Origin of the sequence: uncultured Sphingosinicella sp. (genome assembly GCF_963974575.1) — a bacterium.
Taxonomy (GTDB): Bacteria; Pseudomonadota; Alphaproteobacteria; order Sphingomonadales; family Sphingomonadaceae; genus Sphingosinicella.
Genome location: NZ_CAXBBQ010000002.1, coordinates 33,935 through 56,554, shown reverse-complemented (window position 1 = coordinate 56,554; position 22,620 = coordinate 33,935). Strand labels below are relative to the sequence as shown.

General features: G+C 65.4%; 25 protein-coding genes and 1 riboswitch. Of the genes, 13 read left to right on the top strand and 12 right to left on the bottom strand.

The window, feature by feature from the left end; all coding sequences use genetic code 11:
• Positions 1–57 precede the first annotated feature (57 nt).
• Positions 58–171, bottom strand: a riboswitch (TPP riboswitch).
• Between the two features lie 35 nt (positions 172–206).
• Genes AAC014_RS03380 through AAC014_RS03370 form a run of 3 tightly spaced genes read right to left on the bottom strand, consistent with a single transcriptional unit; the run spans position 207 to position 2,863 of the window.
• Complete coding sequence (locus tag AAC014_RS03380; RefSeq protein WP_339704095.1) at positions 207–1,724, bottom strand: lipopolysaccharide biosynthesis protein; 1,518 nt, start codon at positions 1,722–1,724, stop codon at positions 207–209.
• 25 nt (positions 1,725–1,749) lie between these two features.
• Positions 1,750–2,178, bottom strand: coding sequence for a DUF2141 domain-containing protein (locus AAC014_RS03375; RefSeq protein ID WP_339704093.1), 429 nt, complete (start codon positions 2,176–2,178; stop codon positions 1,750–1,752).
• Positions 2,093–2,863: a sterol desaturase family protein gene (locus AAC014_RS03370; RefSeq protein WP_339705328.1), complete on the bottom strand. Its 771-nt coding sequence runs from the start codon at positions 2,861–2,863 to the stop codon at positions 2,093–2,095. The genes AAC014_RS03375 and AAC014_RS03370 overlap by 86 nt, the downstream gene beginning before the upstream one ends.
• Positions 2,864–2,975: 112 nt before the next feature.
• Between AAC014_RS03370 and crtY the strand changes: the two genes are divergently transcribed.
• The 3 genes from crtY to AAC014_RS03355 are packed head-to-tail and all read left to right on the top strand — an operon-like array spanning position 2,976 to position 6,569.
• Positions 2,976–4,124 carry a lycopene beta-cyclase CrtY gene (crtY, locus tag AAC014_RS03365; RefSeq protein WP_339704091.1) on the top strand — a complete coding sequence of 383 codons (1,149 nt, stop codon included), beginning with the start codon at positions 2,976–2,978 and terminating at the stop codon, positions 4,122–4,124.
• Between the two features lie 8 nt (positions 4,125–4,132).
• The gene (locus AAC014_RS03360) at positions 4,133–5,614 is read left to right on the top strand and encodes a phytoene desaturase (RefSeq protein ID WP_339704089.1); all 1,482 of its coding nucleotides are present in this window, start codon (positions 4,133–4,135) and stop codon (positions 5,612–5,614) included.
• Entirely contained in the window at positions 5,607–6,569 is a 963-nt protein-coding gene (locus AAC014_RS03355; protein WP_339704087.1) for a phytoene/squalene synthase family protein, read from the top strand. The genes AAC014_RS03360 and AAC014_RS03355 overlap by 8 nt, the downstream gene beginning before the upstream one ends.
• On the opposite strand, the gene AAC014_RS03350 is transcribed toward AAC014_RS03355, so the two are convergent.
• Together AAC014_RS03350 and AAC014_RS03345 are read right to left on the bottom strand one after the other, a co-directional pair.
• Positions 6,475–7,728: a sulfotransferase gene (locus AAC014_RS03350; RefSeq protein WP_339704085.1), complete on the bottom strand. Its 1,254-nt coding sequence runs from the start codon at positions 7,726–7,728 to the stop codon at positions 6,475–6,477. The genes AAC014_RS03355 and AAC014_RS03350 overlap by 95 nt on opposite strands.
• Complete coding sequence (locus AAC014_RS03345) at positions 7,725–8,222, bottom strand: sterol desaturase family protein (protein WP_339704083.1); 498 nt, start codon at positions 8,220–8,222, stop codon at positions 7,725–7,727. Before AAC014_RS03345 ends, AAC014_RS03350 begins: the two co-directional genes overlap by 4 nt.
• Positions 8,223–8,302: 80 nt before the next feature.
• Between AAC014_RS03345 and AAC014_RS03340 the strand changes: the two genes are divergently transcribed.
• From AAC014_RS03340 to AAC014_RS03330, 3 genes are all read left to right on the top strand, one after another.
• On the top strand, positions 8,303–8,623 hold the full coding sequence (locus AAC014_RS03340; protein ID WP_339704081.1) for a hypothetical protein: 321 nt from the start codon (positions 8,303–8,305) through the stop codon (positions 8,621–8,623).
• Positions 8,624–8,625: 2 nt separating this feature from the next.
• Positions 8,626–8,973, top strand: a complete 348-nt coding sequence (locus AAC014_RS03335; protein ID WP_339704080.1) for a hypothetical protein — start codon at positions 8,626–8,628, stop codon at positions 8,971–8,973.
• A 301-nt stretch (positions 8,974–9,274) separates the two neighbouring features.
• Positions 9,275–9,901, top strand: a complete 627-nt coding sequence (locus AAC014_RS03330) for a hypothetical protein (RefSeq protein ID WP_339704078.1) — start codon at positions 9,275–9,277, stop codon at positions 9,899–9,901.
• Positions 9,902–9,909: 8 nt separating this feature from the next.
• On the opposite strand, the gene AAC014_RS03325 is transcribed toward AAC014_RS03330, so the two are convergent.
• The gene (locus AAC014_RS03325) at positions 9,910–10,242 is read right to left on the bottom strand and encodes a nuclear transport factor 2 family protein (RefSeq protein WP_339704076.1); all 333 of its coding nucleotides are present in this window, start codon (positions 10,240–10,242) and stop codon (positions 9,910–9,912) included.
• A gap of 106 nt (positions 10,243–10,348) precedes the next feature.
• Between AAC014_RS03325 and AAC014_RS03320 the strand changes: the two genes are divergently transcribed.
• Positions 10,349–10,684 (top strand): helix-turn-helix domain-containing protein, encoded by a 336-nt coding sequence (locus AAC014_RS03320; RefSeq protein WP_339704074.1) that lies wholly within the window; start codon positions 10,349–10,351, stop codon positions 10,682–10,684.
• 9 nt (positions 10,685–10,693) lie between these two features.
• On the opposite strand, the gene AAC014_RS03315 is transcribed toward AAC014_RS03320, so the two are convergent.
• The 3 genes from AAC014_RS03315 to AAC014_RS03305 all read right to left on the bottom strand — a co-directional run bounded on the left by AAC014_RS03315 (position 10,694) and on the right by AAC014_RS03305 (position 13,493).
• The gene (locus AAC014_RS03315; protein WP_339704072.1) at positions 10,694–11,398 is read right to left on the bottom strand and encodes a class I SAM-dependent methyltransferase; all 705 of its coding nucleotides are present in this window, start codon (positions 11,396–11,398) and stop codon (positions 10,694–10,696) included.
• Entirely contained in the window at positions 11,388–11,852 is a 465-nt protein-coding gene (locus AAC014_RS03310; RefSeq protein ID WP_339704070.1) for an Rrf2 family transcriptional regulator, read from the bottom strand. The genes AAC014_RS03315 and AAC014_RS03310 overlap by 11 nt, the downstream gene beginning before the upstream one ends.
• 72 nt (positions 11,853–11,924) lie before the next feature.
• The gene (locus AAC014_RS03305) at positions 11,925–13,493 is read right to left on the bottom strand and encodes a lysine--tRNA ligase (protein ID WP_339704069.1); all 1,569 of its coding nucleotides are present in this window, start codon (positions 13,491–13,493) and stop codon (positions 11,925–11,927) included.
• 82 nt (positions 13,494–13,575) lie between these two features.
• On the opposite strand from AAC014_RS03305, the gene AAC014_RS03300 reads away from it, so the two are divergent.
• The gene (locus AAC014_RS03300; protein ID WP_339704067.1) at positions 13,576–16,329 is read left to right on the top strand and encodes an ATP-dependent DNA helicase; all 2,754 of its coding nucleotides are present in this window, start codon (positions 13,576–13,578) and stop codon (positions 16,327–16,329) included.
• Positions 16,326–16,865 (top strand): histidine phosphatase family protein, encoded by a 540-nt coding sequence (locus AAC014_RS03295; protein ID WP_339704065.1) that lies wholly within the window; start codon positions 16,326–16,328, stop codon positions 16,863–16,865. The genes AAC014_RS03300 and AAC014_RS03295 overlap by 4 nt, the downstream gene beginning before the upstream one ends.
• A gap of 1 nt (position 16,866) precedes the next feature.
• On the opposite strand, the gene AAC014_RS03290 is transcribed toward AAC014_RS03295, so the two are convergent.
• Positions 16,867–17,940 carry a DUF2855 family protein gene (locus AAC014_RS03290; RefSeq protein WP_339704063.1) on the bottom strand — a complete coding sequence of 358 codons (1,074 nt, stop codon included), beginning with the start codon at positions 17,938–17,940 and terminating at the stop codon, positions 16,867–16,869.
• Positions 17,941–18,072: 132 nt separating this feature from the next.
• Here AAC014_RS03290 and AAC014_RS03285 point away from each other — a divergent pair, with 132 nt between their 5' ends.
• Positions 18,073–18,516 carry an SRPBCC family protein gene (locus tag AAC014_RS03285; protein WP_339704061.1) on the top strand — a complete coding sequence of 148 codons (444 nt, stop codon included), beginning with the start codon at positions 18,073–18,075 and terminating at the stop codon, positions 18,514–18,516.
• Entirely contained in the window at positions 18,500–18,820 is a 321-nt protein-coding gene (locus AAC014_RS03280) for a metalloregulator ArsR/SmtB family transcription factor (protein ID WP_339704059.1), read from the top strand. The genes AAC014_RS03285 and AAC014_RS03280 overlap by 17 nt, the downstream gene beginning before the upstream one ends.
• A 5-nt stretch (positions 18,821–18,825) precedes the next feature.
• Here AAC014_RS03280 and AAC014_RS03275 read toward each other — a convergent pair whose 3' ends face one another.
• Complete coding sequence (locus AAC014_RS03275) at positions 18,826–19,137, bottom strand: hypothetical protein (RefSeq protein WP_339704057.1); 312 nt, start codon at positions 19,135–19,137, stop codon at positions 18,826–18,828.
• A gap of 182 nt (positions 19,138–19,319) precedes the next feature.
• Positions 19,320–21,509 (bottom strand): excinuclease ABC subunit UvrB, encoded by a 2,190-nt coding sequence (gene uvrB / locus AAC014_RS03270; protein WP_339704055.1) that lies wholly within the window; start codon positions 21,507–21,509, stop codon positions 19,320–19,322.
• A gap of 104 nt (positions 21,510–21,613) precedes the next feature.
• On the opposite strand from uvrB, the gene AAC014_RS03265 reads away from it, so the two are divergent.
• Positions 21,614–22,090, top strand: a complete 477-nt coding sequence (locus AAC014_RS03265; protein WP_339704053.1) for a DUF3617 family protein — start codon at positions 21,614–21,616, stop codon at positions 22,088–22,090.
• Positions 22,091–22,119: 29 nt separating this feature from the next.
• Complete coding sequence (locus AAC014_RS03260) at positions 22,120–22,572, top strand: DUF3617 family protein (RefSeq protein WP_339704052.1); 453 nt, start codon at positions 22,120–22,122, stop codon at positions 22,570–22,572.
• Positions 22,573–22,620: the final 48 nt, after the last annotated feature.

Sequence of the window (22,620 nt, the reverse complement as noted above, 5' to 3'; positions counted from 1 at the left end):
TCCGTCTCATGGGGCGGACTGGCGCGGGGATATGGCAGTGGCAGCGCGCCCAGCCTTGGGCGACTGCGGTTCCGATCCCTACGCCGGCACGACCCGGGTCAGGTTCGAAGGGTTCCCCCGCTCGCGCGGCGATCTCAGCCCGGCGACCACCGGGTACCCCTTGGAACGAATGCTGTGGCGGACTCTGAGGGCTTCGCGCGCGCCTGTCAATTCGCCGTGCGGCGAAAGCGGCGGAGCTTGCCGAGCGCGATGCCGGAAACCTCCAGCATCTTCGCCTCGAACCCGTCCGGGCGGCCCGCGAGCCGCCACAAAACAAAGTGCGCGAGGACGTACGTGACCGCGCCGAGGACAACGCGCGGCATCATTTCGAGCAGGACGAGATATTCCGCGTCCCCCGGTGCGAACGGCGCGGGCACGGCGAGCACCGCGCCGGCCATGGCGGCGGCGGCAAGGAGGCTGCGCCAGCTTGCGGTGAACGGCGAGAAGAACGAATCGCCGATCAGCGTCTTGGCGAAATACATGTTCACGGCGGTCTGCAGCAGAAGGCGGAACACGAGCGCATAGATCACGGTGATGAACGTGCCCTGCCAGACGGCAAGGCCGTAGACGGGAAGGGCGATCGCAGCGACGAGGACGGCGCGGTTGAACATCGCGCGCGTCGCCCGCTTCGCCATCGCAAGCCCGTCCGTGGCGGAGGTGATCATGGTAAAGGCGAGGGTGGGGGCGAGGAGGACCACGACCTCTGACGAGGGGAGCCATTTGGTGCCCACGAGGATCGCGATCATCTCGTTCGCCATCAGCGCGGTGCCGACGCCGATCGGGAGCGCAATGCCCAGAATCACGGACTGCGCCTTGCGGTATGCACCGCGCAGGCGCTCGTTGTTGTGCGCGATGGCGGAAAGGCCGGGGGTGATCGCCTGGCTGATCGGCGTCGCCAGCTCGCGCGTCGCCACCTGGGAGACGTCGCGGCCGATGGTGAAATAGCCGAGCTGGGCGGCGCCCATGTATTTGCCGATCAGGAACTGCGGCGCGATCTGGGTGAAGTGGGAGATGATGCCCGACATCGTCAGCCAGCCGCCGAAGCCCAGGAACGTGCGCCATTCGCGGAAGCTGACGCGCGGCTGATAGGGGATGCGCCAGTAGCTCAGCACCATTTCGGTGAAGCGGCCCGCAAGTGTGCCCGCCACGATCGCCCAGTAGCTTTCGGTGGCGACCGCGACCACGATGGCGGCGAGCGACCCGAAGATCGTGGAGGCGACGCGGCGGTTGAACTCCTTCGAAAAGTCGATGTTCCGCTGGTACATCATGAACGCCGGGTTGCGGGCGCCGTCGAAGATTAGCACCACGCAGATCACGCGCAGCACATCCTCCAGCTTCGGTTCGTTCATGTAGTTCGCGATCGGACCCGCGAAGATGAACAGGATGGCGGCGATCAGCGCACCGCGCAGGAAGTTCATGGTGAAGCCGGTATCGATATGGTGCGTATCGATATCGCGCAGTGCGATAAGTGCGCTGTTCACGCGCATGTCGGAAAGCACCTGCACGAAGCCGATCACGACGATGGCGAGGCTGGCGACGCCGTAGTCGGCGGGCGCGAGCAGGCGGCCGAGCACGACGAGGTTCACCATCGAAAACAGGCGGAGCACGAAGCGCGCGCCGGCAAGGAACAGCGCGCCCTTGAAGACGCGGTTGCCGACGTTCTCTTCGCTGCGTTCGAACTTCATGCGGGTCCGTTAAGGCGTAACGGTTTCAAAGGAAATAACGCATACGCAGCGTCTGCGTCGTCTCGCCTTCCACATGGAAGCGCACCTTCTCGAACTTCGGCGGGCCGAAGCTGACCTTCGCGTTGTTCGAGAACGCGACGCCCTCCGTCGGCATACCGATAAAGCTCTTGTCGAGCTTCTTGTTGTCGTTCTCATCGTGGATCGCCGAGATGGCGTAGTCGCCCGGCGGAAGCCCCGTGATGTCAAGTACGGGATTCGCGGCAGACACGCTTTCCTTCGTCGCACCGGTGCCGCGCGTGCAATCCGGGTAGCCTGTGGCATCGTGCCAAAGGCACAGACGGATGCTGCCCTTCTGCGAACGCAGCCCTTCAAACGTCAGGTGCAGCGAGGCCTGTGGCGCCGCCGCGCCGAGAAGCAGCAGGCACGTCGCCGTGATGAGCACGCGTTTCAACATCGAAATCTCCAAGGCCGCTGTCCGTCCGGCAAAACCTGTCCCAATGCCGGAAGTAGAGCCCGTAGTTGCAGCGATAATCCTGATGATGCCGGTGATGGTGCGACGCGGTTATCACCAGTTTCCCGAACAGCCCCTTAACCAGCCTGCGCGGAAACAGCTCCCATCCCATGTGATTGGTGACGCCGAAAAAGGTCATCACCGTCAGCACGAGGCCGAGCGCCGCGACATGAATGGGAATGATGAACGTAAACGCCGGGATCAGCGCCGCGCCGATCAGGGATTCCCACGGATGAAAGCTCATCGCGGCCCATGCGGTCGGCGGACGGCTGTCGTGGTGCACCTTGTGAATACGCGTGAACAGGCGCGGCGCGTGCATCCAGCGGTGCGTCCAGTAGAAATACGTGTCGTGAACGAGGAGATATGCAAGCACGCTGCCCGGAAGCCACCACCAGCCGAATGCGCCCGGATCGGTGTAAATCCGTGTCCAGCCGTGCGCCTGCCACGCATAGACCGCAAGCCCCGCCGGCACCGCATAGATCGCCGCGGCGGTCAGCGACCAGCCGATCTCGCTGCGGATCTGCCGCGCCATTCGCGCGCCCGCGTAGATGCCGGGCCGCACGCGCCCCGAAAGCCACGCAAACGCGCCTGAAACCGCCAGATAGCGGGCGGCGACGATCAGGATCATCGCGGCGACGGTGATGAGGGCTTCGACCACGCGCGCCTTCTATCAGCCGCGTGGCCCTCGGTCATGCAAATCCGGTGGCAATTGTGCGCCGACCCGCTACACCTGATGGGGCATGGATTTTGACGTGATCCTGGCGGGCGGGGGCCTGGCATCGGGGCTTGCGGGGCTAAGGCTTGCCACGCGGCGACCGGAGCTTCGCGTTGCGATCGTGGAGGCGGAAAGCCGGATCGGCGGCGATCACATCTGGTCTTCCTTCGACAGTGACATGACGCCCGCGCAGCGCGAATGGACAGCGCCGCTCTATGTCGCACGCTGGCCGCGCTACGACGTTCGCTTCCCGGCATTCAGCCGCACACTGCACCACGGCTATGCGAGCGCGCGCTCGGCGAACCTCGACGCCGCTGTTCGTGCCGCCATGCCTGCCGATTGCCTGCTCTTCGGCCGCAAGGTCCGTAGCCTGGATGCGACCAGCGTGACGCTTGAAACAGGCGAGCGGCTCGGCGCGCGCGTCGTCATCGACGGGCGCGGCCATGCGCCGACGACAGCGCTGGAGCTTGCGTGGCAGAAGTTCGTCGGCCTTGAGATCGAGACACTTCGCCCGCACGGCATTGAAGCGCCGCTCATCATGGACGCCACCGTTGATCAGGCGGAAGGCTACCGCTTCGTCTACGTGCTGCCGTGGGACGAGCGCCGCCTGCTCATCGAGGATACGTACTACAGCGACAGCCCCGATCTCGACGTGGAGACGGTGAAGGCGCGCATTGGGGACTGGGCACTTGGTGCCGGGCTCGGGCCGCACGGTGTCGTCAGGAGCGAACAGGGCGTGCTGCCGCTGGCGCTTGGCGGGAACATCGAGGCGCTTTGGGATGCAGGGACGCCGGACGTCGCGCGCCTCGGGATGCGGGCGGGGCTTTTCCATCCGCTCACCGGCTACAGCTTCCCCGATGCGGTGCGCACCGCCGATCTTCTCGCTGGTCTGCCGCGGTTCGATCCCGATCTCGTCTACAATGCCATGCGTTCGCACGCGACGCGCACGTGGCACGGCCGCCGTTATTACCGGATGCTCGCGCGCATGTTGTTCCGCGCGGCCGATCCGCCCGCGCGCTACCGCGTGCTTCAGCATTTCTACCGGCTGCCGGAAGCGCTCGTCGCGCGCCTCTATGCGGGCAGTTCGACGCGCGCCGACAAGCTGCGCATCCTTGCGGGTCGCCCGCCGGTCCCTGTAGGGCGGGCGCTTGCGGTAATGCTTGGAGTGGACTAGGCGCGGCCATGGCGAAAATTGCAGTCATCGGCAGCGGCTTCGGCGGGCTTGCGCTTGCGGTGCGCCTGCAATCCGCAGGGCATGACGTCACGCTGTTCGAAGCGCGCGAAAAGCCGGGCGGGCGGGCCTATGTTTACGAGGAGGGGGGCTACACGTTCGATGCCGGTCCTACCGTTGTCACCGATCCAACCTGCCTTGAGGAGCTGTTCGCACTCTCGGGGCGCCGCCTTGCTGACTACGTCGACCTGATGCCGGTCGAGCCGTTCTACCGCCTGCATTGGCCGGACGGCACGACCTTCAACTACACGGGAGACGACGCGCGGCTCTCCGCCGAAATCGCCGCGCTCTCGCCCGAGGATGTCGAGGGCTACCGTAGATTCTTCGCTTATTCTGAAGGCGTTTTCCACGAGGGCTACGAGAAGCTCGGCCATGAAGCGTTTCTGGATTTCCGGTCGATGCTCGCCGCTGCGCCGCAACTCATGCGCTACGGCGCATGGCGCTCGGTCTATTCGGTCGTCGCGAGCCACATCCGCCACCCGAAACTGCGCGAGGCGTTCAGCTTCCACACGCTTCTTGTGGGCGGAAATCCATTTAATACCAGCTCGATATACGCACTTATTCATGCGCTGGAGAAGAAGTGGGGCGTATGGTTTCCCCGCGGTGGCACGCACGCCCTGGTACGCGGTCTCGTTCGACTGTTCGAGGATCTGGGCGGCACGGTGAAGCTGGGGCTGCCCGTCACGGCGATCGAAACTGCAGGGGACCGGGTGACCGGCCTTGTCGCGGGCGGCGAGCGCCACGTGTTCGATGCGGTCGCCTCCAACGGCGACATCGTGCACACCTACGCCGATCTTCTGGGTGCAACCGCGCGCGGAAAATCGGCAGCGAAATCGCTGAAACGAAAGCGGTTTTCGCCGTCGCTGTTCGTTGTCTATTTTGGCGCGAAAGGCACATGGCCGGACGTGCCCCACCACAACATCCTGTTCGGTCCGCGTTACCGCGCGCTGCTTGATGAGATTTACGGCGGCGGTGGTCTCGCCGACGATTTCTCGCTCTACCTGCACCATCCGACCGCTTCCGATCCGGGTCTGTCGCCGCCGGGGTGCAGCAGCTTTTACGTGCTGTCGCCGGTGCCGCACCTCGGCAAGTATGACGGCGATTGGGACAGTCTCGCCCCGGAATATGCCGATCGCATTCTTCGCTCGCTCGACGCGTATGTGCTTCCCGGACTTCTCGAAAATATCGAGGTCAAAAGCTGGTTTACGCCGCAGGATTTCAGAACCGAACTGAAGGCGCACCTCGGTTCGGCGTTCAGTCTCGAACCGGTGCTCTGGCAGAGCGCATGGTTCCGCGTGCACAACCGGGATGATGTGATCCCGAACCTCTATTTCGTAGGCGCGGGCACGCATCCCGGCGCCGGGATTCCGGGCGTGGTCGGCTCGGCGAAGGCGACCGCCCGGCTGATGCTCGCCGACCTTTCCAATGGATGAACTGACCCGCTGGGCGAAACACAGCATCGCGCGCGGATCGCGCAGCTTTGCGCTTGCCTCGAGGCTGTTCGACCCGGAAACCCGGCGACGCGCCTGGCTGCTTTACGCGTGGTGCCGCCACTGTGACGACGTGATCGACGGGCAGGAAGGCGGGCAGGGCCGTGTGGCCACAGATGCGGACGTTACGGCGCGACTTGCCGAACTGAATCAGAAGACGCTCGCTGCGCTTGCAGAAAAGAAAAGCGATATCAGTGCATTCGGCGCAATCTCTGTGGTCGCTTACGAAACGCGAATGCCGGACGCCTATCCGCTCGCGCACCTGGCCGGCTACGCGATGGACGTGCACGAGCGCCGCTTCCACCACATCGAAGATACGCTCGATTATTGCCACCATGTCGCCGGCGTCGTCGGCGAAATGATGGCCGTCGTGATGGGCATCGCCCCCGAAAACCGCGATCTGCTGATCCGTGCAGCCGACCTTGGCATTGCCTTCCAGCTTACGAACATCGCGCGCGACGTGTTCGACGATGCCGCGCTTGGGCGCTGTTACCTGCCCGAAGACTGGCTTGCCGATGCGGGTATCCCGCCGGGCGATCATGTGCGTCCCGAACATCGCGGCGCGCTCTTCGGCATTGTCCGACGGCTGCTCGATCTTGCGGATGCCTATTATGTGTCGGCGCGCGAGGGCGCGCGTCGTCTGCCCCGGCGTTCAGGCCGGGCCGTGCTCTCCGCCGCCGATATCTATGCCGCGATCGGAGACAAGGTCCGTGCGGCGGGGCCTGCGGCGTGGGATCACCGGCAGGGTACGTCGATCGCCGAAAAGCTGCGCTTCGTGTTCGGCGCCTTCCTTTCGGCCCACCTCACGACGCCGTTGCCGCCGCGTCCGCCGCTGTGGAAGAAGGGCGATACGCCGGACTGGACGCCGCCAGCGCCGCCGTCACCGCCTCCGGCGTAAGGCCAAAGTCGGCGAGCCGGTAGCGATGCCCGATATGGCGGCGTTCGCGCGCCATATACGCCTCCATCCGCGCCATCAGTGCGTCTCCAAACGGCAGGCCGAGCCAGTCGTAAAGGCGGCGCACGCTGCCGCGCCAGTCCCGTTCCATGTCAGCGAAGTCGAGCGCGAAGGCGCGCGTATCGGCAAGCGTCGCGCGGAACGCATCAGCGCGGGTCTGCCGGAGCGCGGTCTTGTACAGCCATTCGCGGCCGATCCATGCCGGGTCGACCACGTCCGACTGCACCACCATCTGGTTCCACACGAGCGAACAGCCCGACGCCACAAGCGCGTTTGCCTCGCGCGTCATGAAGATGAAGCGCGCATCCGGAAAAACTTCCGAAAGTGCAGTCAAGTCTTGTAGATATTGTGGAGACTTCAGAAGCCATGGGAGCTTCGGGTCGCTGCCGCGAAACCACCCGGCCAGGCGCAGCAGGTCGGCGAAGCGGCGGTAGACGGGGAGGGCGTCCGCGCTCTCGCAGTGCCGGGCGAACGCCGGGATGCGGCGCTGCGCCTCAATCTGCGCGCCCCAGAAACTATGCTCCAGCAGCCCCGTCTCCTCGTCAGGCTCCATCGGCCCGGTGGGATGCGCGGCGGCATTGCCGGGGTTCACCCAGTTGAGGAAACGCAAGCCCAAACCTGCCCAGCGGACACGCGGATCGTGCCCGGCGTGCGGCCTTGGTACCGGGCTCAGCGTTTCATAAAGCCGGAGGTGCGCGAAGCGGTCGTCGCAGGCGAGCAGGCGCTGCAGCCGCGTGGTGCCGGAGCGCATGTGGCCGCAGATGACGAGCGGCGGCGCGAGCGGCCGCGCGCGGATTTCGGGATGCGCGGTAAGCAGCGCCTCGGCGCGGAGGCGGTCGACGAGCACTTTCAGGATGCTGCCGTGCGCGATGGTGCGCCCGACGGCGTTCATCGGCGCGTCTCGGAGCGCGCAGAGCAGCACCGAAAGATTGTCGCGCCAGCCGTCGTCCGGCCCAAAATCGTCCAGCTTCGCCGCACGCCTTGCCTGCCGAAACAGCCGGTCTTCGTCGAGATCGGGCGGTGGCAGCACGCCCGCCGACCACAGTTTCGGCAGCAAACGCTCGGCGAGCCGAAGCGCCGTTGGCCGCGGCGGTAGCCTCACGCGCCCGTCGGCACCCGGATGTCGCCGCCAGCGCGTTCAAGCTCCGCCTTTAGCACGCGGGCGGGCGGGGCCCACAGGAAGCCGAACGACACGGTGCCATGCTTGCTGTTCACCACATGGTGCAGCCGGTGCGCCTGCACGATGCGCTTCATGTAGGCGCTTTTCGGCACATATCCGTGCGCAATGCGACGGTGGACGATGACGTCATGAAAGCCGAAATAGATCGCGCCATAGCCCGCGATGCCGATCCCGACCCACATCCAAGCCGGATGCCATCCGGCCTCGACGCCAAGGTAGATGCAGGTGATAGACGGCAGGGCGAACATGAAGGCGAACCAGTCGTTCTTCTCGAAAAGGCCCGTTCGCGGTTCGTGGTGCGACTTGTGCAGCGACCAGAGGAAGCCGTGCATCACCCAGCGGTGCGCGACATAGGCGACGCCTTCCATGGCGAGCGTCGCGGCGAGTGCGACGAGGATGCCGGTCCAGATGCTCATGGCGCAGAGCTATAGCACCGGGGTCAGCTTGGGTTAAGGCGGATCGGGTGAAGAAAGCCGCGAACATCGGAGACCGATTCATGAAACCAGTGCTGTTTGTCCTCACCGCCGCGGCGCTCCTTGCGGGCTGTGCCGCGAGCTATGAAAACCGCATCGAGCGGAGCCTGACGAGCGCGGGCATCTCGCGGCCTGTCGCGGGCTGCATGGCGGACCAGATGGTCGATCGGCTCTCCACGACGCAGCTCAAGCGACTCGCGCGCTTCGCCAAGGGCGTCGACCGCCGCGAGGTCGAGCGGATGAGCCTGCGGGAAATTCAGAAGCGGTTTCAGGCGATCGGCGATCCGGAGATTGTCGAGGTGGTGACGCGCGCCGGGCTCGGCTGCGCGCTGATGGGCGCCTGACGATGCGGCGCGCCCTCGCCATGCTCCCGGCCTTGGGTCTGCTCGCGGCGTGCAACCCGTCGAATGCGCAGATCGAGAGCGCGCTGCTCTCGCGCGGCTTCGGCAAGCAGGAATCGGCGTGCATGGCGCGTGAACTCGCCGGCAGGCTTCAGGAGCGGGACTGGCTGCTGATCGCGGAGGTGGCCGGCGACACGATGCGCACGCAGGATGAATGGCGCGACATGACCGTCGGCGAGATCGGCGACAAATTGACCCGGCTCGGCGACACGCGCCTTATGTCTACGCTGATGCGCGCGGGAATGGGCTGCGCGCTCCTTGGCGGCGAGCGCGTTGCTGGTGCTACGCTCTAGCGAAGCGGAACGAAACCGCGTCCGAAAGCCGACGACGCCAGCTGGGGCGTGGCGGCTTTTGGGCGCGGCAGGCCCAGAACATCAGGATCTTGTAGGCGCAAGGTCCGCGTTCCATCGTCTTCAGTCCCCTGTTTCGATGCGCGAGGCTTAACCAGATCAAGGTTACGTGCGCGTGACGGGCATATGACGTGTCGCAGACTCGTTTCGTCGCGCGGGCGCTGGACAGCGGGAAATGCGCCGTGAGAAGACTCCGGCAGAGCAAAGGGGTGGGGGACATATGCGTCGCGGATGGATGGTGTTTATGCTGACGCTCGGCATTGCGGCCTGCGCCGCGCCGCCGGCACCGCCGCCACCCGTCAAGGCACCGCCGCCGCCGCCGCAGGTTTCGCGTCCGCCGCAGCCGCCCGCAGGCGTCGATCCCGCCTATGAGTTGCCCGCGAAGGATGGCGACGGCCGTTTCCTCACGCCGAACATCGGCCTTGGGCCGCTGGAGACGCTGTTCAACGTCCGGTCCGCGCTCAATGTCGCGGCGCTGAGCTGCGTGACGAGCGCGAACACCGCACCGCGCGACGGCTACAACCGCTTTCTGAAACTCCACAAGAGCGTGCTCGCGAAGGCAAACAAGGCGATCGACGCCAAATATCGACGCGAACACGGCAGCCAGGGCCTGCGCGTCCGCGACAGCCGCATGACGCGGCTCTACAATCATTACGCCTATCCGCCCGTGAAGGGCGCGTTCTGCGCGAAGACCGCGCGCTACCTCACCGCCGCGAACGCCATGGCTTCAAAGGATCTCGAAACCTGGTCACTCGGCGCGCTCGCGGACATCGAGCAGGATTTCCAGGATCACTTCCGCCGCATCGAAGCGTTCCAGACGGAACTCAGGGACTGGCACCAGAAGCAGCAGATGGCGGGACTTTCGCGGTAGGCCAAAGGTCATACTTTGATTTCGAGCGACGCAATCCGATCACCGTCGAACGCGAAGATGTAGCGGAGATCGATCGGACTGCCGGGAAAATCGCCGACGAGGTGACTGGTCACAATGGTCTTGTCACCGGCGTTTTCCAGCGCGATCGGCTCGCTCGTGTAATTGTATTTGGTCGAGGCTTCGGCTTTCCAGGCGGCGATTGCGGAACGTCCCACGTGGGTTCTGCCCTCGTCCTTCACCACGGCATCCTCGGTGAAACAGCGGACGATGGCGTCGCTGTCTCCCCTGTCCCTATCGGCTGTGAAATAGGCGGCAACGGGCTTCGGCAGGTCGAGAGGCATGGAGGGTCTCCGGCAGATTGATTGCCGCAGAGCGTGGGACTAGCCTTCTGAAATGACAAGAACGCACGAAAATGTAAGGACCTTACCCGAAGGTAAGAATAGCCATTTGACGCCGGGTTCGGCTGCGGACGGCGTCGAGCAGGTGCTCCGGATTCTGGAGGGGCGCTGGAAGCTCGTGATCCTGTTCCATCTGTTCGGCGGCAATGTGCTGCGCTTTTCCGATCTGGAACGGGTGATCCCGGCGATTTCCCAGAAAATGCTTATCCAGCAGCTTCGTCAGATGGAGAAGGACGGCGTCGTGCGCCGGATTGTACATCATCAGGTGCCGCCCAAGGTGGAATATTGCCTCACCGATTGGGGGCAGGCGCTCTGCCCCGCGCTGGACGCCCTCCTGACCTGGGCGGGGCAGCGTGAAGCAATGGCGCAACCGGCACCAGAATGAACGGTGCGCTCAGGCGTGGCCGATCCAGCCGCGCCAGGTGAACGCCGCGAAGAAAGGTTCAGCGTCGGCAAAGCCAGCGGCGCGCAGGATCGTGAGATCATCCTCCGGGCTCATCATGTTGACCGCCGTGGCGACCGCATTCCGCGCCATCTCGGCCTGTTCAGGGTCCGCGCCCGAGGCGACCGCGAAGCCGGCGTAGCGCGACAGCCAGAGGTCTCGCGATGCGTCCTGCGGGTAACTGCCGTGCGCCGCGACGAACGGCGCGCCCGGTTTCAGGCGCTGGTGGATCGCGCGAACGGTACGTTCACGTTCGGCGGCACTCAGGAAATGCAGTGTGAGGAGGCATGTGGCCGCATCGAACGGTCCGGCTGGCGCATCGTCGATATAGCCTTCGATAAGCTCGACACGCTCCATCAGCGGGCCGAGCGTCCGCTCCGCCTGCTGCAGCATCGCACCGGCAGGGTCGACGCCCACGAACGTCCAGCCGGGATGCGCTGTGGCGAGCGCTTTCAGTTCGAGGCCGCCGCCCGCGCCAAGGACGAGAACGCGCGCGTCCGAAGGGGCGTGCTCGGCGAGCAGCACGGAGGTCATCCGGTGCAGACCATCGAAGCCGGGCACGAAGCGCGGCGGTCCTTCGGCATAGCGTGCCACGGCGGCGGGGTCCGAAAAGGCCTTGATGAAATCCATTGCCCCGTCGTCGGCTTTAGTGGCCATGGTCATGATCCTTTGCAAATGAGAGGCCGCGCTGTTTCAGGCGGGCGTGGAAATCGGTGCTGAGCGCGGCAAGCGTGACGGTTTCGAAGCGTGCCAGCAGCAGCGCCTCGGCTTCACGAAAGGCATCGCTCAGCGCTGCATTCACGGCCTGCTCGACAAGGCAGCCAGGGGCTTCGGTGCGGTTGCCCATCGCCAGCAGGGCGGGGTGGCCAAGCGCATTGTAAATGTCGCGTAGGGTGACGGCGCCCAGATCGCACGCGAGCGTCCAGCCGCCGCCGTGCCCCTTTTCGGAGCGCACATAACCCGCATCGCGAAGCCCGGCCATCACGCGCCGGATCACCACCGGGTTCGTCTGCATCGCCTTCGCGAGCGTTTCGGATGTCATCGGGCCTTCGTGCTCGGCCATGTGCAGCAGCACATGGAGCACGCCCGACAGGCGGCTGTCGCGTTTCATGTAACTTCAGTTAGTGCGTGATAGGCCAAAGCACAAGGGCGCTCGCGAACGCCCTATGCGATCATCGTGTGTTTAGGCCAGCGCCTCGGCGATCAGGCGGCGCGTGTTGGCGATGCCGTAGAGCGCGATGAAGCTGCCCATGCGCGGCCCCTGGCTCGATCCGAGCAGCGTCTCGTAAAGCGCTGCGAACCAATCGCGCAGGTTTTCGAAGCCGCCTTCCTTGCCGACCGCGTAGACCTCGTTCTGGATCGCCTCGGCTTCCGCCTCTGACGGCAGTGCCGCGAGGCGCGCGTCGAGCTCGCGCAGCGCCGCCGTCTCGCGCGCATCGGGCTTGCGGCGCTTCAGCGTCGGCGCGACGAAATCGCGATTGTACGCCAGCGCATGGCCGATCAGCTTGTCGACCTCCGGATACGCCTCTGCGCTCGCACCCGGCACGTAGTTGCCGAGATAGGCCCACACCTGCGCGCGGTCCGCATCCGCGCCCATGACACCAACGAGGTTCAGGAGGAGCCCGAACGTCACCGGCATCGCCGCATCCGGCACCTTGCCGCCATGGACGTGATGCACGGGGTTGCCGAGCTTTTTGTCGAGCGGCTGATCGGCATAGTTCGCGCGGAACTGGAAATATTCGTCCACCGCGCGCGGGATGACGCCAATGTGAAGCTGCTTGGCGCTCTTCGGCTCGCGGTAGGCATAGAAGGCGACGCTTTCGCCGGGGCCGTAGGTCAGCCAGTCCTCAAGCGCGAGGCCGTTGCCCTTGGATTTGGAGATCTTCTCGCCCTTTTCGTCGAGGAACATCTCGTAGATCAGCCCCTCGGGCTTGCGTCCGCCGAGCACCTTCGCGATGCGGCCGGACTGCACGCCCGAATCCGTCAGATCCTTGCCGTACATCTCGTAATCGACATCAAGCGCGACCCAGCGCATCGCCCAGTCGACTTTCCACTGCAGCTTGGCACCGCCCGAAAGAATGCAGTGCTCGTGCGTCGTGCCGTCTTCCTCGAAGCGGATCAGGCCCGCCGCGGCGTCCACGACCTCGATCGGCACCTGCAGCACCTTGCCCGAAACCGGGCTGATGGGGAGCACGGGCGAATAGGTGCGGCGGCGTTCCTCGCGCAGCGTCGGCAACATGATGTCCATGATCGCCTGATAGTTGGCGAGGACGTTCTTCAGCTGATCGTCGAAGCGGCCCGATGTGTAGTAATCAGTCGAGCTGGCGAATTCGTACTCGAAGCCGAAGCGGTCGAGGAAGGCGCGCAGCATTGCGTTGTTGTGGTGCGCGAAGCTTTCGAACTTCCCGAACGGATCGGGAATGCGCGACAGCGGCTCGCCGAGGTGCTCGGTGAGCATCGCCTGATTGGGCACGTTGTCGGGCACCTTGCGGAGCCCGTCCATATCGTCCGAGAACGCCAGAAGCCGCGTCGGCACGTCCGACATTTCGGCAAAGGCGCGGCGGACCATGGTGGTGCGCAGCACCTCGTTGAACGTGCCGATGTGCGGCAGGCCCGAGGGGCCGTAGCCGGTTTCGAAAAGGACGTTGCCTTTCGCGGGCACGCCGCCTTTCAGACGCGCCAGCACCTTCCGGGCTTCCTCATAGGGCCAGGCTTTGGAAACGAGGGCGGCGGCGCGGAGGTCATCTGTCATGGCGGGACACGCGCTAGCGGCAGAGGGCCGCAAGGGCAAGGTTTCGCTTGCGCCGCCCATGCACGCTGGCCGAAAACGGGGTGTGACGACAGTTCCCCTCCCTTGGCCCGCGCTCCACATCGGGCTCGACGGTATCTGGCTTGCCGATGGCGTTGGCGTACGCCGGGTGGAACGGCAGGCCGCAATCCGGCAGCTCGCCGACACACCCACGCTGCTGATAAACGCACCGCTCGTCGCCTCGAAGCTGGGCTACCCGGAGGCTTCGGGGCTCGACGTTCTTGAACTCTTCGCCTTCGTGTACCCGGCGCGTTTCGCGGTCCCGACCGTGCATGGTCTCGCCGCCGTGCTCGGCCTCGATTCGGCGCATGAAGGCGCGGCGGAGGCGAAGCTGCTGCGCACCGTCACCGAAACGCTGCTCGCGCTGATCGAAGGCGGCAAGTGGGACCGTGCTGGCGGCGCATGGAACACCGCGCGCGCGCTTTCGCGCCTGAAATGGCCTTGGGCGCCTGCCGTTCTTTCGGCGCTCGGCGAGCCGCAAGGCCACGACCGCTCCGTCTTCACCAGCCTGCCGAAGTGGGAGGAGGGCGCGCCGCCGGTGCCGGTGCGCGAGGTGATTGTGACCCCCGATGAGGCCGCGGGCCGCCTCGCGCAGCTCACAGGAAGCGGCGCCGAGGAGCGCCCCGGACAGCGCGCCTACACGATCGCCGCTGCTGGCGCGTTCCGCCCGCGCGAGGTGCGCGATGCGCCGAACGTCGTGCTCGCCGAGGCGGGCACCGGCATCGGCAAGACGCTCGGCTACCTCTCGCCCGCGTCGCTCTGGGCTGAGCAGTCCGGCGGGACCGTGTGGCTTTCCACCTACACGAAGGCGCTGCAGCGCCAGCTCGATCAGGAAACCGCGCGTCTCTACCCGGACCCGCGCGTGAAGGCGGCGCGGGTGGTCGTGCGCAAGGGGCGCGAGAATTATCTCTGCCTGCTCAACCTCGAGGATGCCGTGCAGGGCGGTTTCGCGGGCCGGGCGGGCATCTTCGCGCAGCTCGTGCAGCGCTGGGCGATGTACAGCCGCGACGGTGACATGGTCGGCGGCGATCTGCCCGGCTGGCTATCGGGCCTGTTTGGCAAGGCGGCGCGCGCGAGCCTTACCGACCGGCGCGGCGAATGCGTTTACGCGGGCTGTCCGCATTATCGCCGCTGCTTCATCGAGCACGCGGTGCGCGGCACGGCGGACGCGGACCTCGTCATCGCCAACCATGCGCTCGTGATGGTCAATGCCGTGCGCGGCAAAAGCGAAGGGCGCGGCCTGAAGCGCATCGTGTTCGACGAAGGCCACCACCTGTTCGACGCCGCCGACAGCGCCTTCGCGCTTGCGCTCACCGGCGGCGAGGCGATTGAGCTGCGCCGCTGGATCATCGGCCCGGAAAAGCGCAGCAAGGGCCGCCGCCGGGGCCTCGCCGCGCGCCTCGGCGATCTCGTCGCGTTCGACGGCGAGGGGGCGATGCTGCTTGAAGACGCCGTGCACACCGCCGCCGCGCTCCCCGCCGACGGCTGGCTCGGGCGTGTCGTCGAAGGCGCGCCGGAAGGCCCAGTCGAACGCCTGCTCGCGGCCGTGCGCGCGCAGGTTTATGCGCGCGCCGATGCGTCGGAAACGGGCTACGGCCTTGAAACCGAGGTCGTCGCGCTCCAGCCCGCGCTCGTCGACGCGGCGGAGGTTGCCGCGCGCGCGCTCGAAGCCATCGCCGTGCCGCTCGCCAAGCTCTCGCAGCGGCTTGAAGCCCTCGTCGAAGAATCGCCGGACTGGCTCGACGGCGCCGGCCGCGCTCGTGTCGAGGGGGCGCTGTCCGGGCTCACGTGGCGGCGCGGGATACTCGGCGCCTGGGTGCAACTCCTCGCGCGCATGGGCGGCGCCGCCGACCCGGATTTCGTGGACTGGCTCGCGCTCGAACGCATCGACGGGCGCGAGATCGATGTCGGCATCCGCCGCCACTGGCTCGACCCGACGAAGCCCTTCGCCGAAGCGGTGCTGAAACAGGCGCACGGCGCGGTCATCACCTCGGCGACGCTGCGCTCGCGCATCACCGACGACGCCGCGCCGGACGCTGACTGGCGCGACAGTGAAGCGCGCACCGGCGCCTCGCACCTGCCTTTGCCGCCCGTGCGCTTTTCCGCCGACAGCCCCTTCGACTACGCCCGGCAGGCGCGCGTCCTCATCGTCACCGATGTGCAGCGCGGCAATGTCCCTGCGCTCGCGGGTGCGTACAAGGCGCTGATCTCGGCCTCGCGTGGTGGGGCGCTTGGCCTCTTCACCGCGATCTCGCGGCTGAAGGCGGTGCACGCGCGCATCGAGGAGAGCCTGGCGCGCGAAGGCTTGCCGCTCTTCGCGCAGCACATCGATCCCGTGGACGCGGGCACGCTCGTCGACATGTTCCGCGCCGATCCCGCTGCATCGCTGCTCGGCACCGATGCGCTGCGCGACGGTGTCGACGTCCCCGGCGATTCGCTGCGCCTCGTCGTCCTTGAAGGCGTGCCGTGGCCGCGTCCCACCGTGCTCCACGCCGCACGCCGCATCGCGTTCGGCGGCAAGACCTACGACGACCTTGTCGCCTCGGGCCGCATGGCACAGGCGTTCGGGCGGCTCATCCGCCGCGCGAGCGACAAGGGCACGTTCGTGCTGCTGGGCGCCGCCGTGCCGAGCCGACTCTGCCAAGCCTTCCCGGACGGCGTGACGGTCGAGCGCGTGCCGCTTGACGAGGCGGTTCGCATCGTGCGGGAAATGTCTGCGCCGACACGAAATCTTCCGATGACACCGGACGCGACATCGGGCATCAGCGCCGCGACATGAAGACGATCTTCCTGCTCCGCCACGCCAAATCCAGCTGGGACGACCCTGTCGAGCGCGATTTCGACCGGCCGCTCAACACGCGCGGCCGCCGCGCCGCCGAGACGATCGGACGCTATCTTCGCGAGCAAAGCCTCGCGTTCGATCGCGTCGTCGCCTCTCCGGCAGTGCGTGTCATCGAAACGCTGGACGGCGTCGAAGCGGGCGCCAGCCGCCGCCTCGGCGCGACCTTCGACAGGCGCGTCTACATGGCTTCCGCGCCGACGCTGCTCGATATCGTGCACGAAACCGATGCCGAGGCGGAAACGCTGCTCCTCGTCGGCCACAATCCCGGCCTCGAAGACCTGATCTTCCTGCTGACGCCCGCGGGCAGCGGCACGCTCCGCAAGGAGGTCGACATCAAATACCCGACCGCGACGCTCGCCGAGATGCGCTTCGACGTGGAGCGCTGGGAGGATATCGACGAAGCCACCGGCGATCTCGTCCGCTTCATCCGCCCTCGCGATCTCGATCCCGCGCTCGGCCCGGACGGCACCTGATTCAGTCGAACTCCACCACGATCGCCGAGGCGCCGCCGATCCTGCCGGCGGCGAGATCGCGGTAAGCGCCTTCTGCGGCATCGAGGCCGTGCAGCGTCTCGATCGCAAGCTTCTCCCGCACGGTCGGCACGAACTTCGTCCACGCGCGTCCCGTCACGTCTGCGAAACCGGCGGCCCCGAGCTTCGCGAGCGTTGTTTCGGCGACCGCGGGCGCGAAGAACAATGTCGGCGTGGGGCCGGGGAGGGGCGTATCGCCGCCCTGGCTCCAGTGCGTCATGCCCACGATGGCGCTGTGTTTGAGCGCGTCGCCGAGCCGCGCATGGACCGCCTCCGTGAGCGCCCGGTCGCCCGCGAAGTCCACGAACACCGAGGGTTTCTGTTCCAGCGTATCGACATCATCGTAAGTGAGCACGCGGTCGTAGGAGCCGAGACTTTCGGTAAAGGCGCGGTTTGCCGCGGAGGTCAGGCCGATCACCTGAAGCCCGCCGCGCCTTGAAAGGTTGAACGCCGCCGCCATGGCGGTTTTCGATGAAGCGCTCGACAGAATCACCTGCTCAGCCCCGAAATCGTCCGCGCCCTCAAGGAAGCTGTCGATCAGCCACCCGGTCATGAACAGCGGCCGGAACAGCGCATCGAGCGCTTCTTCGCTCGCAAGGCGCGACTCCACGCGGCTGTAGCGGTTGTAGATGTCGGCGAGGCCCTGCCGGTGCGGTGCGGCGTCCATGAAACCACCCGGAGCCGATACGGCCTCGCGGACGAGAAGATGCGTCGCGAGCGGCCAGTATCCATAAAAGCGGTCGCCTACGGAAAAGCCCGGCGCGCGGCTTTCCACGACCTCGCCGAAGCCCCACACGGGGAGGATGCCCTTACCTTCAGGGCCCGGAAAGAAGCGCCAGTAGCCGAGCATCTCGCCTGCCGCCGCATACGTCACATTGTTCGCCGTAAGCGCGATGCGGCGGACGGCGAACAGCACGTCGCCGTCTCCCATCTCCGGCAGCGGCGCGGTGTCGCGCGAGGTCACGGCTATGGCCCCGCGTGTGATGAGCATCCGCTCGCCGAAAACCGTCTCTGTCATGACCCGTCCTCCACGGGCGCAACTCTATCGGCACCCGCCGCGCAAGGGCAGCTGATGATTTCGCGCAACGAATCGGTTGCATGACGATATGCCGACGTGCAACAAAATGATTGCGTGATAACGGAGGCAGGCATGAGCAACACCGACAGAATCGAACAGCGCGTCTATTTGGCCGCGACGCCCGAGCGCGTATGGCGCGCGCTGACGGATACGGCGGAATTCGGCGCATGGTTCGCGAGCGAACTGGATCAGCCCTTCGCGGAAGGGCGCACCGTTTCGATGACATGCCTCGGCGAGCGCTTCGCGATCGACATCGTGGAGATGACAGCGCCGCGCCGCCTCGTGTGGCGCTGGCATCCTGGATGGGTCGATCACAGTCTCGATTATGCGAAGGAACCCAAGACCACGACCGCCTTTGATCTCGTGCCGCACGCCGAGGGTACGATGCTCACCGTCACCGAAACCGGCTTCGACGCGATCAATGCAGCGCGGCGGCCCTCGGTGTTCCGCGACAACGTCAACGGCTGGCTCGAACAGGCCGCATCGCTGAGGAAATATCTTGAAAGCGCAGGCTGAACGCGCAGCGCAATTTGCCGCGCTCGGCGATCCGCAGCGGCTGCGTCTTGTGGAAACGCTGGCGGAGCGCGGCGAAGCCTCGATCAGCGACCTCAGCAGCGGCGCAGGCGTCACGCGTCAGGCGGTAACGCGGCACCTCAAGGTGCTGGAAGGGGCCGGGCTGGTGCAAGGCACGATGCGCGGCCGCGAGCATGTGTGGGCCCTCGATGCCGACGGGCTTGCGACGGCGGAAGCGGAGTTCGAACGCCTGAAAGCGGCATGGCGCCAGCGTCTGGCTCGGCTCAAGCTGCTGGTGGAGGGGTAGAGGGCTTACTGCTCGGAGCAGTAGGTTTCGCCATCAAGGATTGTTTTGGCTCCAGTCACTACGCTGACGTAAATTGCATTGAGCGCACCATCCTCTCGAATAGCAGGCTCCCGTAGCACTCGTGTTTGCACTTCGGTTTCAGTTGCCGAACACGCTTCAATCACCAGCGTTTCGTCATTTATCCAGCGCACGTGCGCCTTTGAGCTTGTAATCTTGGCTGCAAGGACCGGCTCAGCAAGCGTCGAGCCCTCTGCGTTTTCTAGCCGAACGCGACTATGGTCGCTGCAACAAGCTGCACTCTTCTTATATTCGACCATTGCAACCAATTTTCCGTCTGGCGAACGAACGGAGTTTTCCTGCTCCCATTCACTACAACCGGTAAGGAGCATTGCGATTATAAGTGCGCATAAGCGAAGTGGGTACATATGCGGCCTATCGTTTTGCGAATTGTCGTCTGCAACCAGCTAGCCAGACTCTCCGAAACCCCTTCGGCGAAGAGTTAAATCCCCATTTTCCGCGGCCGCGTCTTCCCGAACCGCGTCTTGCGCGTCCCCGGCTTCCCCTCCATCGCCCGGCCCTTGGGTCGCAATACCTGCAAGTCCGCTGGCAGCCCAAGCTCCGAGGCCTCCAGCTTGCGAATTTCGTCGCGGATGCGGGCGGCGGTTTCGAATTCGAGGTCGGCGGCCGCCGCCTTCATCTTCTCTTCGAGTTCGGCGATGTGAGCCTTGAGGTTGTGGCCGACGAGGTGCGGGGTCTCGTCGTCGATGTCCACGGTCACGCGGTCGCCGCGGTCGGTGACGTGGGCGATGATGTCGCCGATGTTCTTCTTGATCGTCTGCGGCGTAATGCCGTGCGCCTCGTTGTAGGCGACCTGCTTGGCGCGGCGGCGGTCCGTCTCGGCGAGCGCGCGTTCGATCGAGCCGGTGATCGTGTCGGCGTAGAGGATGACGCGGCCGTCAACGTTGCGCGCGGCGCGGCCGATCGTTTGCACGAGGCTCGTTTCGGAGCGCAGGAAGCCTTCCTTGTCGGCGTCGAGGATCGCGACGAGCCCGCATTCGGGGATGTCGAGCCCCTCTCGCAGCAGGTTGATGCCGATCAGCACGTCATAGACGCCAAGCCGCAGGTCGCGGATCAGCTCGATCCGCTCCAGCGTCTCGACGTCGGAGTGCATGTAGCGCACCTTGATGCCCGCTTCGTGCAGGAACTCGGTCAAATCCTCGGCCATGCGCTTGGTGAGCGTGGTGACGAGCGTGCGATAGCCTCTCGCCGTCGTTTCGCGGATTTCGCCGATCAGGTCGTCGACCTGGCTTTCCACCGGGCGGATTTCCACGGGCGGGTCGATGAGGCCGGTGGGGCGGATGACCTGCTCGGTGAACACACCCGCCGTCCGCTCCATCTCCCAGCGTCCCGGCGTCGCCGATACGAAGGTCGATTGCGGCCGCATCGCGTCCCACTCGTCGAACTTCAGCGGGCGGTTGTCGATGCAGGAGGGCAGGCGGAAGCCGTATTCGGCGAGCGTCAGCTTGCGCCTGAAGTCGCCGCGAGACATCGCGCCGATCTGGGGCACGGTCTGGTGGCTTTCGTCGACGAAAAGCAGCGCGTTTTCGGGGAGATATTCGAAGAGCGTGGGCGGCGGTTCCCCCGGAATGCGCCCCGTGAGGAAGCGTGAATAATTCTCGATGCCCGCACAGCTTCCGGTGGCGGCGATCATTTCGAGGTCGAAATTGGTGCGCTGCTCCAGCCGCTGCGCTTCGAGCAGTTTGCCCTCCGCCTCGAACTCCTTCAGGCGCTCGGCAAGTTCGGCCTTGATCGCGATGGTCGCCTGTTTCAGCGTCGGGCCGGGCGTTACGTGGTGCGAATTGGCGTAGACCTTCACCGTATCGAGCCGTGCGCCTTTTTCGCCGGTCAGCGGGTCGAACTCGGCGATTTCCTCGATTTCGTCGCCGAAGAAGCTGATGCGCCAGGCCATGTCTTCGAGGTGGCTCGGGAAAATCTCCAGGCTGTCGCCGCGCACGCGGAAGGAGCCGCGCACGAAGTTCGCGTCGTTGCGCTTGTATTGCAGCGCGACGAGCTTGCGGATGAGCTCGCGGTTGTCGACGCTCTCGCCCTTGTTGAGCTTGAAGGTCATCGCCGAGTAGGTCTCAACCGAGCCGATGCCGTAGAGACACGAGACGGAGGCGACGATCAGCACGTCGTCGCGCTCCAGCAGCGCGCGGGTCGCCGAGTGGCGCATCCGGTCGATCGCTTCGTTCACCGAGCTTTCCTTCTCGATGTACGTGTCCGATCGGGGAACGTAGGCCTCGGGCTGGTAATAATCGTAATAACTGACGAAATATTCGACCGCGTTGTTCGGGAAGAACGACTTGAACTCCCCGTAGAGCTGTGCGGCGAGGATTTTGTTGTGCGCAAGGACGAGCGTCGGGCGTTGCAGCGCCTCCACGATCTTCGCCATCGTGAACGTTTTGCCCGATCCGGTGACGCCGAGCAGCACCTGGTCGCGCTCGCCTGCGTTCAGGCCCGAAACGAGCTCCGCGATCGCTTGCGGCTGGTCGCCGGAGGGCTGATAGTCGCTCGCCAGTTCGAACCGCCGCCCGCCTTCGGACTTCTCCGGACGCTCGGGACGATGGGGCTGGAACACGGGCTGCTCCGATGGGTCGGTCAGCGACGTGCGAATCCGGATGTTGGTCATTGCTTAACTATGGGGGGTGTAGGCCGCGAATGCCAGATGGGCGCCGTGTGCCTTGAGTCGGGGATGGGAAAGCCCGTCTGGTGAACGATAAGGGGTCTAGAGAGATGAAACGTGTGCTTGCCGGTGCCTGTATCGCGCTCGTTGCAGCGTCCGCCGCCGCGGCGCCGAAGTCGAAGTCGACCGCGACGAAGGCACCAACCTCCACAAATGCGCTTTGGGTGACGACCGGGTCGATCGTCAGCGTGTCCGGAGCGGGCCTTACCGCCGAACAGATTGAAACGATCAAACAGCAGAAGCTTTCCAACACGACCTGCATGGCACGCAGCCCAAAGCCCGCGGATATCCAGACCGCGATCGGCAACACGTTCGGATCGTGCACCTTCTCGAAGTTCGGTCTCGCCAAGACCACCATTCGCGCAACGATGAAGTGCGATGGCGCCTATGGCCCGATGGATGCGGACTTCGTCGGCTCGCGCGGCTCGACGAGCTATTCGGGCACCAACAACGCAGTTTTCCCGAACACGGGGGGCAATGTTTACGTGAAGTCGGTGATCAGCGGGAAGATCAGCGGCAACTGCTGAGAGTGTGTAAACGACAAGGGGTCTTTGAAATGATGCGTACTGTAAAATTCATACTGCCGATTCTTGCCGCAGCGGGATTGTCGGCGGGCGCCGAGGCCGCCAGCAACTCGCTTTGGACGACGACGGGAACGATCGTCTCCGTGACCGGGCCGGGCGCGGATGCGGAAACGCAGGAAACGCTGAAATCAATGCCGATAAATCACACCGTCTGCGCCGCGAAAAAGCCGGGCAACGGCGAGATCAAATCCGTGATCGGCTCGACGTTCGGCACCTGCAAGTACTCGACCTTCGCGGTTCGGGTCGGCCGTGTGGCCGCGAAGGCGCAGTGCACAGGCGGCCTCTACGGCGACGCCAGCATTGCGTTCAACGGCACCTTCAACGGCACGACCTATTACGGATCGAACACATCCGTGTTCAAGACCAACACGGGCGATCTGACGGTGCGTTCCAATATCAGCGGCAAGGTCGGCGGCAGCTGCTGATGCTTTTTCGGGGTGGACCGGCTGGCGGTCCGCTCCGCGCCTTGCTAG